The organism is Pseudobutyrivibrio xylanivorans (assembly GCF_008935055.1).
GTDB lineage: Bacteria > Bacillota > Clostridia > Lachnospirales > Lachnospiraceae > Pseudobutyrivibrio > Pseudobutyrivibrio xylanivorans_A.
The window spans coordinates 1,326,972-1,341,930 of record NZ_CP043028.1 but is presented as its reverse complement, the minus strand read 5'-3'; the positions used below and the strand labels follow the sequence as shown (position 1 = coordinate 1,341,930).

Annotated in this window: 11 protein-coding genes; 6 read left to right on the top strand and 5 right to left on the bottom strand. The window is 40.3% G+C overall.

The window, feature by feature from the left end; translation table 11 throughout:
• Nucleotides 1-162 precede the first annotated feature (162 nt).
• From FXF36_RS06185 to FXF36_RS06170, 4 genes are all read right to left on the bottom strand, one after another.
• Nucleotides 163-1,137: a glycoside hydrolase family 43 protein gene (locus FXF36_RS06185; protein WP_151622964.1), complete on the bottom strand. Its 975-nt coding sequence runs from the start codon at nt 1,135-1,137 to the stop codon at nt 163-165.
• A 55-nt stretch (nt 1,138-1,192) separates the two neighbouring features.
• Entirely contained in the window at nt 1,193-2,020 is an 828-nt protein-coding gene (locus FXF36_RS06180) for a carbohydrate ABC transporter permease (protein ID WP_151622963.1), read from the bottom strand.
• Between the two features lie 130 nt (nt 2,021-2,150).
• Nucleotides 2,151-3,035 carry a carbohydrate ABC transporter permease gene (locus tag FXF36_RS06175; RefSeq protein ID WP_151622962.1) on the bottom strand — a complete coding sequence of 295 codons (885 nt, stop codon included), beginning with the start codon at nt 3,033-3,035 and terminating at the stop codon, nt 2,151-2,153.
• A gap of 141 nt (nt 3,036-3,176) precedes the next feature.
• Complete coding sequence (locus tag FXF36_RS06170; RefSeq protein ID WP_151622961.1) at nt 3,177-4,478, bottom strand: ABC transporter substrate-binding protein; 1,302 nt, start codon at nt 4,476-4,478, stop codon at nt 3,177-3,179.
• A 422-nt stretch (nt 4,479-4,900) separates the two neighbouring features.
• Between FXF36_RS06170 and FXF36_RS06165 the strand changes: the two genes are divergently transcribed.
• Together FXF36_RS06165 and FXF36_RS06160 are read left to right on the top strand one after the other, a co-directional pair.
• Entirely contained in the window at nt 4,901-5,785 is an 885-nt protein-coding gene (locus FXF36_RS06165; protein ID WP_151622960.1) for a helix-turn-helix domain-containing protein, read from the top strand.
• A 314-nt stretch (nt 5,786-6,099) separates the two neighbouring features.
• On the top strand, nt 6,100-7,158 hold the full coding sequence (locus tag FXF36_RS06160; RefSeq protein ID WP_151622959.1) for a transposase: 1,059 nt from the start codon (nt 6,100-6,102) through the stop codon (nt 7,156-7,158).
• Nucleotides 7,159-7,732: 574 nt separating this feature from the next.
• On the opposite strand, the gene FXF36_RS06155 is transcribed toward FXF36_RS06160, so the two are convergent.
• On the bottom strand, nt 7,733-9,370 hold the full coding sequence (locus tag FXF36_RS06155; RefSeq protein WP_151622958.1) for a glycoside hydrolase family 9 protein: 1,638 nt from the start codon (nt 9,368-9,370) through the stop codon (nt 7,733-7,735).
• 207 nt (nt 9,371-9,577) lie between these two features.
• Between FXF36_RS06155 and FXF36_RS06150 the strand changes: the two genes are divergently transcribed.
• From FXF36_RS06150 to FXF36_RS06135, 4 genes are all read left to right on the top strand, one after another.
• Nucleotides 9,578-10,312, top strand: coding sequence for a DUF6033 family protein (locus tag FXF36_RS06150; protein WP_151622957.1), 735 nt, complete (start codon nt 9,578-9,580; stop codon nt 10,310-10,312).
• A gap of 207 nt (nt 10,313-10,519) precedes the next feature.
• Nucleotides 10,520-11,374, top strand: coding sequence for a LysR family transcriptional regulator (locus tag FXF36_RS06145; RefSeq protein ID WP_167511306.1), 855 nt, complete (start codon nt 10,520-10,522; stop codon nt 11,372-11,374).
• Between the two features lie 204 nt (nt 11,375-11,578).
• Nucleotides 11,579-12,394, top strand: coding sequence for a hypothetical protein (locus FXF36_RS06140; RefSeq protein ID WP_151622955.1), 816 nt, complete (start codon nt 11,579-11,581; stop codon nt 12,392-12,394).
• 550 nt (nt 12,395-12,944) lie between these two features.
• Entirely contained in the window at nt 12,945-14,021 is a 1,077-nt protein-coding gene (locus FXF36_RS06135) for an acyltransferase family protein (RefSeq protein WP_151622954.1), read from the top strand.
• Nucleotides 14,022-14,959: the final 938 nt, after the last annotated feature.

The window sequence follows — 14,959 nt, the reverse complement described above, 5'->3', positions numbered from 1 at the left end:
AGGCATCAAGCTCTTAGGTCTCTGAATGAGGCATGTAGCCGAAATATGATCCCAAAAGGATGATTGCTTTAGCAATCAACTTTTGTGGTCTAGTAAGCTTTAGCTTACATCTAGTAAGAGACTCTAAGGCTTGTAGCCGTAACTGGGGGCTCATTGTGTATATTATTCGTATTCTGGAACGATAGTTTTAATTGAGCCATCGCTGTTATACGAGAGCTCGCAGTACTTTACGTTTCTGCGGTGATTGATGCCGTTTGAAAGCTCGCAATCGTGATAGAAGAGGTAGGACTTTCCGTGGTACTCTACTATTGAGTGGTGGGTTGTCCAACCAAGTACTGGCTCAAGGATTCGACCCTGATAAGTAAATGGACCATATGGTGTATCTGATACCGCATATACGATATAGTGTGTGGTGCCAGTTGAGTACGAGAAGTAGTACTTTCCATTGTGCTTGTGCATCCATGGATCTTCGAAATATCTTCTGTCCTCATCGCCAGCTAAAAGCTCATTGCCATTTTCATCAAGGATTACAATATCTCTTGGAACCTCTGCAAATTCAGACATATCATCTTTCATTAAAGCAATCTTAGGCCATACAGCATGCTCATCCTTTGGTGGCTCAGTGCCATTAGAATCAAAGCTGCCAGTACGATATTTCTCGAGCTGACCGCCCCAAAGACCGCCGAAAAGAATATATACCTTCTCATCGTCATCGATGAAGGAGCAAGGGTCAATGCTGAAGCTTCCTGGTATGCACTCAGGTCGTGGTGTGAATGGTCCAGCTGGATTTTTGCTTTCTGCAATACCAAGTCTGAAGTTACCATCCTTGTCTCTTGCAGGGAAAACTAAGTAATAAACCTCATCCTTTAATACACAGTCTGGAGCCCACATCTGGCTGCTTACCCAAGGTACATCATTCTGATGTAAAACCATTCCGTGGTCGATGACTTCGTCGCTGTCCTCACTCATTGAGAAAACGTGATAATCTTCCATCTGATACTCATCGCCGTTGTCATTGTCCTCACCATTATGAGGTATGTCATGAGAAGGATAGATGTAAATTCTGTCCTGGTAAACGTGAGCAGATGGATCTGCTGTAAATAGTTCAGTAACTAGTGGGGTGTTTTGTGCTTTCATTTCTTCTGTTTTATTCTCCTGTAAGTAATAGTTTTGATGCTTTTGCGCTAGCGGGTTAGCCTTTTACCGCGCCCGCAGTCAATCCATCTACAATCTGGTTAGAGAAAGCGCAATATACAACAATAGTTGGTATGATTGCGATGATGATGGCTGCAAACATCTGTGAGTAGTTTGTATTATAAGGTCCAACGAATTTTGAAAGAGAAACAGGAAGTGTTTTCTTCATATCATCAGATATAAATACCATTGCAAGTAAGAGCTCGTTCCAGTTTCCTACGAAGGTCATAAGGCCTGTTACAAAAAGACCAGTCTTTCCTAGTGGAAGGCAAACCTTGAAGAAAATCTGGTAGATTGATGCACCGTCGATGCAGGCGCTTTCAATAAGCTCGTTTGGCATTCCCTCAAAGAATCCAACCATGATAAAGATTGTGATTGGAAGAGAGAAGGTCAAATATGGAAGAACAAGACCTGTAAGGCTGTTTGAAAGTCCAACCTTTGCAAAACGTGTGAAAAGAGGAATCAAAACGCAGTGTACAGGAATCATCATTCCGGTAAGGAAATATACAAGTGCCAGGTGTGAAAACTTCCAACGCAGACGGGCAATGCCGAATGCTGCCATGGAACCGATAATCATGCTGAGGAGCAGTGTTACAACGCAGACAATAAATGAATTCAGTGTTGCGATACCCAGCTTACCAGCTGTCCATGCGAAGGTGAAGTTTTCAAATGTTGCATCCTGCGGAAGTGCAAATGGAGCAGTGAAAATTTCTTTGTTTGTCTTAAAAGAAACATTGAAGGTCCAAAGCAATGGAGCTAAATAAAGCACTGCCATTACTATCAAAAAGATATATATAATTATTTGCCAAATAGAAACTTTTTTCATAATAAACTCCTATAGTCCACATCTGTTACGCTCTCAATCCTATGTATTACTCCGGTCAGCTTAGAATGCTTCCCTTTTGTAATACATAGAGATTTATAGCTACAGATGTTCACTTCTATTTTATAAACATTTACATCTCGTATGGTTCGGTTTTAACTACTTTATTTATAAACAACGTAACGGCGAGGCAAAGCACGAGGAGTAACACGCCGATTGCACTGGCGTAACCGTATTTGAAATACTTGAAGCCTTGCTGATAAAGGTGAGTTGCAAGCACCTCAGTCTTGTGGTTTGGACCACCCTCAGTCATGTTGAAAATCATGTCGAAGAATTTCAGAGAACCGATGGCGTTAAGTGACATTGCGGTTGCAACCATAGGTCGAACGAGCGGGAGAGTGATGTATCTAAAGCTCTTGGCCTTGCTGCAACCATCAATGTAACTTGCTTCATATAATGATTTGCTAATGCCTGAAATCTGAGCCATGTAAAGCATCATTGACTGTCCAACGTACTGCCATAAAGCAACGAATGCGATTACCCACATTGGAAGTATGATGAAGCCCTTGGTGTCCATCAACCAAAGAGGTCCTTCCATACCTATTTTCTGAAGAAGCTGATTGATACCAAGCTTTGGACTGAAAATGAACATCCACAACAAACCAAGTGCAGCAGATGAAAGAACGCATGGCAGGTAAATGATGTTTTTGAAAAGGTTTCTTCCTTTATCTATATTTGTAAGAAGAGCCGCTAGAAAGAGACCCATTATAAGCTGAGTTACGCAAGAATAAATCAGGAAGAAAATAGAATTCTTTAATGCAATTTTGAGTGTCTTGTCCTGAAGTAATCCCTGATAGTTTTTTAATCCAACCCATTTCGCTGGTGTCAAAGCGTTGTAATCACAGAAAGAATAATAAACTGATTGGCAGATTGGAATAAAAAGGATGAATGTAAATAAAATTAACGCTGGTGCCATGAAAATGACAATGGCTTTTTTATTTCGAAGTAATTTATCCATAACTTATTTTCCTTACTTTTTGCTAGTTATTTACTACCTACCATTCAGCACTAATTTAATTTTATTGGCCTCTGAATGGTAAAAAAATCGGGGCGCAGGGAAGTTGCGCCCCTATAATAAAGGTATTGAAGAAAAAGAATGTTATCGGCAGTTTGCCTTGTAGAACTCTTCCATATCGGTAGCAGCCTCTGCTGGTGTTAAGTCACCAAGGAATACTGATACCATTGTGTCATCGAAGTGTGAGCCTGTCTCTGTTGTAGGCATTGACTCATTATAGAAACCAAATGTACCCTGAGCGTTCTCAAAGATATCCATTACGTATGAAAGCTGTGCAGGTGCTGCTGAAGCATCGTACTCAACCTTTGTTACAGGAATCTTTCCACCAACCTCTGCTGTGTACTTCTGAGCTGTGTCATCTGTGAAGTATTTCATGAATGCAGCACATGCCTCAGGAGATTTTGTTGATGAGCTCATGCAGAGTGAATCAGACTTAGCAATAAGTCTCTTTACGCCTGGGAACTGGAATACACCACACTTAGACTCGAAGTCTGGGTTTTCACCGTTGATCTGACCAATTGCCCATGAACCCTGGATAAGGATTGCAGCTTCTTCGTTGTAGAAGTTTGCTGTAGCAACGTCGTTTGTATCACCAGCAGCTGTAGGCTGGAAGTATTTTGAAAGCTCTACAAGCTTTGTTGCAGCAGCTTCAAGCTTTCCATCCTCCCATGAAGCAGAACCATCTGCAAGCTTAGAAAGGTCAACGCCTTCAGCTTCACAAAGGTAACCAGCTACCATTGAAAGGCACCATGCTGTACCAGCTGAGATTGTGATTGGTGTGTAGCCAGCAGCCTGAAGCTTGTCGCAAGCTGTAAGCATTTCATCCCAGTTTGTAGGAACTTCAACGCCAGCTTTTTCAAACATCTCTGTGTTATAGAAGCAGCAAGCAGCAGCTGTATTAAGAGGTACTGCGTAAATCTTGCCGTCGTATGTCTGCTGTGTAAATACTGCATCACTTGTGAATGTATCCTTCCAACCATCGTTAAGATAGTCATCAAGTGGAGCAGCGATACCAGGTGCTACATAATCTGTAAGCTGTGGACCTGGGCTAACAATAAATACATCAGGTGTCTGGTCTGCAGCAACCAATGCATTTAACTTGTCATAGTACTCTTCGAGGTTTGTTGTAACAACGTTAACGTGATACTTGCCCTCGTAATCTTTGTTGAATCTTTCAACATTCTCCTTGTATCCAAGAGAGATAAGATCCTGTGTAGCATCAAGATCATCCCAGAACATCCAGGTAATCTCCTGTACACCGTCTGCTGATGCATCTGAGCCTGAGCTTGAAGCAGAATCAGATGAACCTGCTGATGAGCCACATCCTGTAAATAAAGATGCAACCATCATTGCTGACATTAAAGTCGCAAACAATTTCTTTTTCATTATGTCTCCTCCTTCTAACGGTTGTTCAACAGAGGCAATTTAAAAGCATCTCCGTTGAATCAGACAAATGAACTTCCCCCTATTCAGTTTTGACATTGACAAACCACAGACACGTCAAATCTGTTTCATTTGTCTGTTAACTTTTCTCTTGTATTTAATTTAGCACACAATTTGTTCACATTCATTTAAATTGTTGTTAGTTGATTATTAAATCTTGCTAATTTGTTAGGGCTTGATAACGTTGTATTGTATAATATTGACTATCAAATTGCAGAGCATTGGGTAAAGTTGCACAAATGTGGATAAAATTGTTGAGAATTTTTGCAAAAATAGCTTGATTATTTACAGAATATGCGCAAGAATTGAAGACGGAGGTTTTTATCAATTATTGCCCTTGATGGGGCTGGAAGGAGAAGGATGTTATGATCGAAAGCCTGGATGGGATTTTTGAGACCGTAAACTATAAGCAGAGCACTAGCTTGAAGCTTTATGATAATACACAGTACGAAGACTATCCAATGCACTGGCACCCAGCAATTGAAATTATTATGCCAGTGGAAAATACTTACAAAATGGTTTTTTCAAATGGGGAAGTAATGCTTCAGGAGGGGGATATCTGCATTATTTGTCCAGGGTGTGTGCACTCTATCGTTGCGCCGCCTACAGGTCGCCGAATTATTTTTCAGCCAAACACCACCACCCTTAGATTCATGAGGGATGTGGAGGTTCTGTTTTCAATTATGTCCCCATATTGTGTCATCACAAAGGAAGAGTATCCTGAGATTCACGGTATAGTAAAAGAGATGCTCATCGATATCCGCGAGGAGTATATGGCAAACGAGCCATTTTCCGAGGTGAATATCTACAGCAAGCTCCTGAAGATGCTAGTTTTAATTGGAACCAACTACTCCAACACTAACGTAAATACGAATTACAATCCAATCGTAAAAGAAGAGTATGCTCCAAAATTTATGGAGATTTGTGACTACATTAACGCACACTGCTCAGAGGATTTGAAGCTTGATGATATCGCCGACATGAGCGGCTTCAGCAAGTTCTATTTTGAACGACTCTTCAAGCAGTTCACTGGCACCAGCTTCTACAAATACGTTAATCAAAAACGTATTGCAAAAGCACAGGATCTTTTGGTGGAGCCAGGCATTTCCGTTACTGATGTAGCACTTAATTGTGGCTTCACTTCAATATCTTCGTTTATACGTATGTTCAAGCTTCAGAAAGGCTGCACTCCTACAGAATTCAAAAGTATGTACTGGAGTACCGATGCCAAGAAACCGAACATTTCGTAATACTACGTGGGACAATGTATACCCTGCGGCTCTACACTGTGTAGTGTGGGGCCGCTATTTAGTACCATAAAAGTGTAGTTGTTAGAGAGTAATTAACTCTGACATCTGCACTTATTTTTTTATAATAAGGGGAGTAATTGGTATGGCGAGCCGCTTTTTGGATTATCACATCCGGCAACAAAAACTGTCAACCAACCCCTTATTATAAGTATTCGCTTAAGCAGGTAGGGATAAGCTCCCGTGTAACCAACTAAAATGAATGGTAATAAGTGTGGGTGGTAAACAATTACTAATTCAAGTATAGGAGGTTATGTATGATCAGCGTAGGTATTGATGTTTCAAAGGAGAAAAGTACAGTGTGTATACTGAAACCTTATGGAGAGATTGTCGCAAGCCCATTTGAGGTAATGCACACAGAGAGTGAGTTGAAGAATCTGATTCAAATGATTCAGCGGCTGGATGGAGAAATTCGTATAGTTATGGAGGCAACCGGCATATATCATTTGCCAATGTTGTCAGCGCTTCAAGACCAGAACTTTTTTCTTGATATTGAAATTCAAGGGATGAAAGGAATGAATGAAAGAGATGCTTTCTGTAAATTTTTAGATAAGTGCTCACTATCAGAACAAAAAAGGATCTTCATTGCAGATCGAGGTTATGCAACTTTTAATATTTTTGCGCATGCAATTAACAATAATCAACTATTTTTGATTCGCATTAAGGAAAATGATGCTCTCGCCCTTTGCTGTAAAGACAAGCATGTGGTTGAGGATTGTCTTTTTGACGGGAATTTTACTATAAATATCGGACGTATACGCCATGGAAAAAATTGTAAATATGAAAACTATCATTTAATAAGAAAAGAATACCGTTATGATTTTATCGAGTATGGCGAAGATAAAGTGGATTTATTAAGACTTCGTGTTTTAAAATTTCCTCTTTCGTCTGGGGTGTCTGAATATATCGTAACTAATCTTCCTAGGGATGTATTTTCATTAGACACAATAAAAGAACTTTATAACTTAAGATGGGGTGAAGAAACGGCCTTTCGGTACTTAAAATATGCGGGAAATATGGTTCATATTCATTCGTTAAAATCAGATTTCTTAATCCAGGAAATATATGGGAAATTGACGCTATATAATTTTTCATCATGTATCGCAAATTCCATAACAAAAAGAGAAAGTGCAAGCAACACTTATACATACAACTTCAATCACTCACAGATACAGAAGTTTGTACGTCTTTACATAATTGGAGTAGTGAAGGATTTAGAGAAATTAATAAACAGATTCTTAGTACCAGTCCGACCGGGACGTAAATTCAAAAGAATAATACGTCGCCAGTCAGCTGTACCGTTATCCTACCGATAACTCAAAACAATTAAATACCTTTCAGTAGGCAGTCTCCCCAGACTGTCTGTTTGCCTTTTTCAAAAATAATATTTTTGACCGTAAACCCGAGAACTGGCTGTATTATGTTTTGAATCATCATGATTTTTATGATACTAAATTTTTTGTATTTTTGCTATCTAAATGACATTGGGACGGCGGCACAAGTGCGACAGCAACACGATGTTGCATAAAGCACGGTGCATATACATACAAAACTCATTTTTTTAATTCCACTTAGCGAATGGAGTATGAATGCAATTATCCTAAGCTTTGTGCAGAGGGGCTTATTTAGACTTCAATGTGTCTGTGTTGTGTAATACAGTGGCTTCGAAGTGCAAAACCAATAGAAGGACACCCACATAAAGCTCCACTAGCAGCTTAAGAAAATCTAACATTTTGTTCAAATGCTGCATGAGAACTGGGAAGGGGGCATGGCGTCTTGGGCTGTGGCCAGTGGGGGGCGGGCAGGCTGCGGCAGGAGGCATTGGGCTATGAGCATATATAAATGGGTACAACAATAGCGGCCCCTTGAAAAAATCAAGGAGCCGCAGGGTTATAGAAGTCCAGCCATTACGAAGACGAGAGGTGAATTCCAGTAAATGGTTATTTCGTTAAGTGAATAGCAGTCCACGTGGTCAATGTAGCATTTCATAGGTGCAGAATCTTTTGGAAGGGTCTGGGCCTTTTCATCCTGGAGGCCAATGTTTGGTCCGCCGGAAACAAGTCCTGGCCAAGGCTGTTCGATATTATCCACAGCTGTTGGACGAAGATGAGGGTTCTTGAATGCTTTCTCACCGCTTCCTGTTACGTAGCTGGTGTCCATGCTGTTGCAGCCAAGGAGATAATCCAGACCGGCTGTTATCGTATTTACGAATTCGGCTTTTGGTTCAAGTTTGTTGGCAACAGTGAGAACCATCATATATTTGAGAAGCTCCATGTTGCTGCCCCAAATAAAGTCTTCCTTAAGCATGCAAAGACCAAATCCGTTTGTCATGGCATGTTTGCAAAGGCGATTTGCTTCATCGAGAAAGCTTGCTCTGGCAAGTTCAGTAAGCTCATTTTTTTCGCCTTTTAGAATAAGAGAGAGGGAACCGAAACCAGCAACATCGCCCCAACCAAAGCAAGTGAAAATATTTCCATGGTATTCCTTTGGAGTGTCTGACTTATCGTGGGCCTTTATTGCAGGGATTAAAGCACATGCGTCTTCGTAATACTTTTTGTCGCCTGTTACCTCGTACATTGAGCAGGCTGCCCAAAATCTGTTTGAGAAATCCTCAGGTTCTGGATACTCTCCGGTGTTAGAGCCTTCTGCATTTTTGAAAAGCTTTGCTTCAGGATTGAGGTCAAGCCACTCGTATGCCTTGTTTGCTCTTTCTAATAGAAGATTCGCATATGCGGTATCGTAATCCTTGTAGATTGTATAGGCTAAAGCGAAGGTCGCAGCAATATCAGCAGTTGCAAGGGATGAGGTTGGGAAAAGGAATAGTTCTTCCTTGTCATCCTCCGGCATAATGAATGGCGCGTGGCTGAAGGTGGTTACCTTGTGCCAAACGCTGCCGTCTTCACGCTGCATTTTCATAAGGAAATCAAGCTCTACTTTAACCTCTGCGAGGATGTTTGGAAGGACACCCTTGTCACATTTTTCTTCAGGAATTTCGAAATCAACATCCAAAAGATTCCTAAACAAGCGAGTGCCATAAAGAAGGTGTGCCACAGCAACAGCGCCTGCAGTAGAGTATCTGCCATAATCGCCAGCGTCGTGCCAGCCACCACAAACATCAACAGGTTCAACGTCCTCACCATAGACAGTGGCCTTTGTCATGTGACAAGGCTCGTGGTAATAATCACCAGCATATTTTTTATCAAGTGCATCACCGCATCTGAGATAGTAGAAGCATTTGCAGATATCGTGCATTAGTTTGTCGTAAACATTCTCAGAAATTTCGAAGGAAGTACTTGTTGCATCGTTTGCGACAACTTTATATTTTCCAGACTGACTAAGCTGGCTGAAATCGGCTACAAACGTATCTTCACCAGATATTTCATCTGTGCCGAAGTGGCTGGTCTGACCCTTTAATACTTCTTTGCCATCAGAATCTTTTACAGTGAATTCATCAGCATTAAAGTTGAGGACAGCCTTCTTTTCAGCCTTTGGAAGAAAGCCAACCTGATTTACAAAGATTTTTTTCATAATAGAAAACCACCCTTTCTAAAACGTTTAAGTATAGTATAGCAATAACTTGCCCAAAAGAATAGAAGGTATTTTGGCTATATTAACTGTAAAGTATTTTTTGCGACGACCGATATAAAAATCGAAGACTAGATACAGGGAAGTATGATGTCTCAAATAACATAATCTATAAATGGTTTGACCATGGGATTACAAGGAGGTATAGCTATGGTAGGTATCAACGGATTAAGCAGTCTTTACAATCAGTATGATGTAAACAGACTGAAGAAGAATAAGACAGCAGAAAAGGCTGAGACTTCAGAGGTAAAAAAGACTGAAACCAAGAAGGCAGAGAGTACAGAGAGCAAGCTTTCTGATAAGGGCAAGGAGTATCTGAAGACCCTTCGTGAGAAATATAAGGATTACGATTTTATAATTGCTGATACAAAGGAAGATCAGGACGCCCTGGCAGCAGCAAGTGATAAAGAAATATCTGTTATGATTTCAAGCTCTGAGCTTGAAAAAATGGCAGAGGATGAAGAATATGGAAATGAGCGCCTGAAACAGATGGAAGATGCTGTTGAGATGAGCAAGAAACTGATGGATGAGCTTGCTGAGAAGGGTGATTTGGATGATGATACAGGAATCAACAAGATTACAATTGAGCTTGCTGATGACGGTTCTATAAAGCTTTTTGCCGAGCTAGAGAAATCTTCAGCTAAACAGAGAGAGCGAATCCAGGCCAACAGAGAGAAGCAGAAGGAAGAGGCAAAGGCAGAGGAGAAAAAAACAAAGGCAAGCGCTTATGAGAAATCCTATGAGAAGAATGAGGAGTATAGACAGCGCACCACTGTCGAAGCATCTTCAGCAGAAGAGCTCTTAGAAAAGATTCGTGGAATAGACTGGACGGCTGTTCCTTATGACGAGATTAAAACAGGTGAGAAGATTGATTTTGCAGTATAATCAACCAGAAGTTTATATACCATCAACTTTTTGTTGATGGATATTGGGGTAGGTTTACAGTATTATACTCGTCGAACCCCAAAACATTTTTATATAACTCCCCTAAATTATATAAAAATAAAATCATTTCTCCCAAATAACATTAATATATCCCGTCAGGCCCGATTTGCCTGACGGGCTTTTTTGTATTAAAATCCACTTATGAATATGAGAAATTTAAAATGCTTCCAAATTGTATATGAGGAAAAGAATCTGCAGGTGGCAGCCGGAAAGCTTTTCTTATCACCACAGGGTCTTAGCAAAATAATCAAGAGCCTTGAGGAAGAGTGCGGCATGCCGCTTTTTGTGCGTTCTAAGGACGGTTTTATGCCTACTGAGGCAGGCAAAATCTATTACGAGAAATCCCATGAGATTTTGAAGGATATTAATGAAATGTTTTTTTCTATTGGTTCCTTAGTCAAAAGAGAAAAGCACTTCAGAATTGGGTTTTCAGCAGGTGTAATCAGAACTATTGACATTCCAGCGGTTAATCGATTTATGAAAGCAAATCCTGAGATAGTTGCTAACTGGGACGAACAGGATAACGAGATAGTATTAGAGCAGGTTTTAAATGGCGTAATTGACTGTGGACTGGTCGTAGGCAGACCAAATGTGCAAGGCTTGATTTGTCAGTTGATAAAGTCTGTGGAAATCGTGCTTTATGTGTATAAAGGCCATAAATTTTGGGACAGAGAGCAGATAAACATTATTGATTTGACAGATGAGCCGATTGTTTCCATGAATAGAAAATATCACATTTATCAAAATCTTATGAATGCATGTCACATGAAAGACTTTCATCCTAATATAGTAGCCAGGGTTGTAGACGGCGCCACTATTTATAGCTTGGTTCGCAATGGTATCGGTGTAGGAATTTCACCAAAGCTATTCCCGAAGGATGATAATATCCGTGCCATTCCTATCACAGATGCATATAGCTGGGATCTTTACGGTGTTTATTTGGAAAACTCACCAGATGCTGAGATGGCAAAACGGTTTATAAACGTGACGCTTGGTGAATAGAGAGAAATCATATTTTATTCACTGAATGTTTCTGCAATAGTAGATGTAGAAGACAATGCACCGAAGGTAGCAGTAGAGGGACTTGGTAATATCCTTACAGAAGAAGAGAAGAACTCTGCAACTGGCAATAAGGATATTGAAGTAAAGCTTGAAGTAAAAAATGAGTCAGAGGAAATTGCACCTCAGGTTGAAGCAATTAAAGAGATGCTTAGTCCAGGCTTCAAGGTTGGTAAGGCTTTAGAGATGAATCTTTGGAAGAATACCACAGTTTGGGACGCTCTTGGAAATAAGGATACCAGCCAATCTAAGAGTGAGAACATTGGTGAAAAGAATAACACTGTTCTTCAGATTGCATTAGAATTATCTGATCTTGTTACCAAGGGACTTGAGGCATTCCGTTTCCATGGAACAAAGGCTGAGGCATTGACAACCCTTAATGAAAAGGCTACAGACCCAATCCAGTATAAGGATAATACGTATTTCTTTGACAAACTGACTAATTATCTTTTCGTATATGCAAGTGGATTTTCATCTTATGTACTTGCAATAATAGATGAAGATTATGTTCCTCCTGTATCAGGTGGCTCATCAGACAATAAAGATGCTAAGACGGTGCCTGTTTACAGATTGTACAACACTTTAACAGGTGAGCACCTTTATACAATAGATGTAGTTGAAAGAGCAAGTCTTCTCAAAAATGAGACGGCCTCAGGCTGGATAGATGAGGGAATTGCATGGTATGTATCTGACAAGGCTGGTAAGCCAGTTTACAGACTTCTTGATATGACAGGCGGTTCAGAACATATATACACAACTGATGCTAATCTTCGATCAGAATATGTATTAAAGGGTTGGAGAGATGAAGGAATATGCTGGTATGCACCAGTAGTAGCTGGTAGAGAAGTGTTCAAGCTTCAAGACAAGAATGGACGCGTATTCTACACCATATCAGAAGCTGAAAAAAAGGCTTGTGAAGAGATTGGATGTGTAGCAGAACAGAATGAGTTTACAGCATACTAATAATTTTTGATTCGTATCTTCTCTACATAATAGCCCCAGGGTGACTCCATATAGAGCCGCTCCGGGGCTATTTTCTTTTCCGGAGGGAATTTAGCAAAACTACTTTCTACATTGTTGGATAAATTCAAAGCTGGGTAGCTGGCTTTATAAATAGACGATTAATCAACCTTGTTCTTTCGTCTATTGATTGATAAATTTTTTCTAAAATCTGAGATTTTTATCAATGGATAACGAGAATATGCGGGATTGAGCGTTCTACATTTATAAATTCTTGTGTTTTGGAAGAATTATTATCAATGGCGTCAACGCAAAGTCTTATAGCACTGTTTAGAATTGATAAAGTCATTCAGAGAGCTCGGCCCCAGAAGGAGGAATGCATATAAGGTGATCATCGCATGAGAGAATTCAAAGGGCTTGAAGGTGAGTTGGAAATCGCAACTAAATCTAACGAAAAAGAGTAATATATGTAAGCTTCGCTTGGTAGACAGGCGAAGCTTTCTTTTTTACTATTAAGAAAAATGTTAAAATATTTAGCAAAGGTGGTAGAAATATGAGAAAGACATACTTAGATAATGTTCGTTGGATAACAGTAGTGCTAGTTGTCATATATCATGTAATCTACATATTCAACGGCGTAGTTGTGCATGGGATTATCGGTCCATTCAGTGACCATCAGCCACAGGATACATATCAGTACATAGTGTATCCATGGTTTATGTTGCTCCTGTTTGTGGTGTCAGGCATGTCAGCTCGCTACGAACTGAATAAGCGAACAGAGAAGGAATTCATCAGAGTAAGGACGAGAAAATTTCTTGTGCCTTCAACAATCGGCCTTCTGGTGTTTGGATGGGTTCTTGGCTACTATAACATGCTGATGGGCGGTGCATTTGATACCATGGACAATGTACCAAAGCCGGTTCTTTTCCTGATAATGGCAGTCAGCGGTTGCGGCGTTTTGTGGTACGTTCAGATGCTATGGCTCTTCAGCCTAGTTCTTGTGCTTATTAGAAAGATTGAAAAAGACAGATTATATAATATCTGTGGGAAGGCCAATCTTTTGATAGTTATGCTGTTTGTTATACCTGTATATGGCGCAGCGCAGATACTTAATACACCGATGATAGTGGTGTACAGATTTGGTATCTATGGGCTTGGCTTCTTAATCGGCTATTTTGTATTTTCTCATGACAAAGTGATGGAACGACTTGGCAAAAATTGGCTGATTTTAAGCATCATCGCCCTAGTATCCTGTGTAGCCTTTGTAATTCTTTATATAGGTCAGCCTTATGCCGATCACGTTGTTCTAGATACAATCATGTGCAATGTATTTGCATGGTTTGGAACAATTGGCATACTTGCCTTCATGAAAAAATGGGGCAATTTCCAGAATGCTTTTTCAAAATGGATGTGCAAAAAATCATGGGGATTATATGTATTCCATTATCTGATGATAGCGGTCAGCGGATGGTATTTGCATACACTATGCCCAGCCCTTGCGCCTGTCATCGTATACCTGCTGGTTACAATAGCAGCCTTCGCAGGCTCATACCTTTTGTATGAGATAATTAGTCGCATACCTTTCTTAAGATGGTGCGTTCTGGGGATAAAAAAGGAGAAGAAGGAATGAGTTTTGCTGACAACCTTATTGAATTAAGAAAGTATGACTTCTTGTGGGCTACTTAAGGAAAAAGCCCACAAGAACTTGGCTTTGCCAAGCAATATTTTCTTTCAGAAAATATTGGTCCATGTCCGGTTCTTGATTTTCTGAGGAAAATCAAAAACCTATAGCAATCTGTCACAGGAGGATGTCGCAGATAAGATAGGCGTATCCCCGAAAGAAAAACATATCTTTGGAATGGTCAAAGTTGGGGATAAGGGGTAGATTGTTATTCCCGCCAAGGCAAGAAAAATCTTCGATATTAAAACAGGTGACAATCTGGTTGTTCGCGGAGATGAATTCTAGGGTATAGCTCTTATAAAGGAAAAATTCAACAAGCTTGATTACCCTCTAATTGAATATTGAACGTAACATAGAGCAGTTATCTCAAATTGAGATAGCTGCTTTTTTGTGAAGACTTTTGTGGGTCCAGGCAGTACTAGAGAAGAAAATGCTTGCAGTACTGCCCTGGAGAAGAGAGATGAGCAGTACTAGGAAGAAAAATGCTTGCAGCACTGCCCTGGAGAAGAGAGATGAGCAGTACTAGGAAGAAAAAAGCTTGCAGTACTGCCTTGGAGAAGAGAGATGAGCAGTACTAGGAAGAAATATGCTTGCAGTACTGCTCTGGAGAAGAGAAATGAGCAGTACTAGGAAGAAAAATGCTTGCAGTACTGCCCTGGAGAAGAGAGACGGGCAGTACTAGGAAGAAAAATGCTTGCAGTACTGCCTTGGAGAAGAGAGATGAGCAGTACTAGGAAGAAAAATGCTTGCAGTACTGCTCTGGAGAAGAGAAATGAGCAGTACTAGGAAGAAAAATGCTTGCAGTACTGCTCTGGAGAAGAGAAATGAGCAGTACTAGGAAGAAAAATGCTTGCAGTACTGCCCTGGAGAAGAGAGACGGGCAGTAC

Coding starts and splice junctions, on each gene's coding strand:
- FXF36_RS06135 (WP_151622954.1), top strand. CDS start 12,945: ATGAGAAAGACATACTTAGATAATGTTCGTTGGATAACAGTAGTGCTA.
- FXF36_RS06175 (WP_151622962.1), bottom strand. CDS start 3,035: ATGGATAAATTACTTCGAAATAAAAAAGCCATTGTCATTTTCATGGCA.
- FXF36_RS06185 (WP_151622964.1), bottom strand. CDS start 1,137: ATGAAAGCACAAAACACCCCACTAGTTACTGAACTATTTACAGCAGAT.
- FXF36_RS06170 (WP_151622961.1), bottom strand. CDS start 4,478: ATGAAAAAGAAATTGTTTGCGACTTTAATGTCAGCAATGATGGTTGCA.
- FXF36_RS06155 (WP_151622958.1), bottom strand. CDS start 9,370: ATGAAAAAAATCTTTGTAAATCAGGTTGGCTTTCTTCCAAAGGCTGAA.
- FXF36_RS06165 (WP_151622960.1), top strand. CDS start 4,901: ATGATCGAAAGCCTGGATGGGATTTTTGAGACCGTAAACTATAAGCAG.
- FXF36_RS06160 (WP_151622959.1), top strand. CDS start 6,100: ATGATCAGCGTAGGTATTGATGTTTCAAAGGAGAAAAGTACAGTGTGT.
- FXF36_RS06150 (WP_151622957.1), top strand. CDS start 9,578: ATGGTAGGTATCAACGGATTAAGCAGTCTTTACAATCAGTATGATGTA.
- FXF36_RS06180 (WP_151622963.1), bottom strand. CDS start 2,020: ATGAAAAAAGTTTCTATTTGGCAAATAATTATATATATCTTTTTGATA.
- FXF36_RS06145 (WP_167511306.1), top strand. CDS start 10,520: ATGAGAAATTTAAAATGCTTCCAAATTGTATATGAGGAAAAGAATCTG.
- FXF36_RS06140 (WP_151622955.1), top strand. CDS start 11,579: ATGCTTAGTCCAGGCTTCAAGGTTGGTAAGGCTTTAGAGATGAATCTT.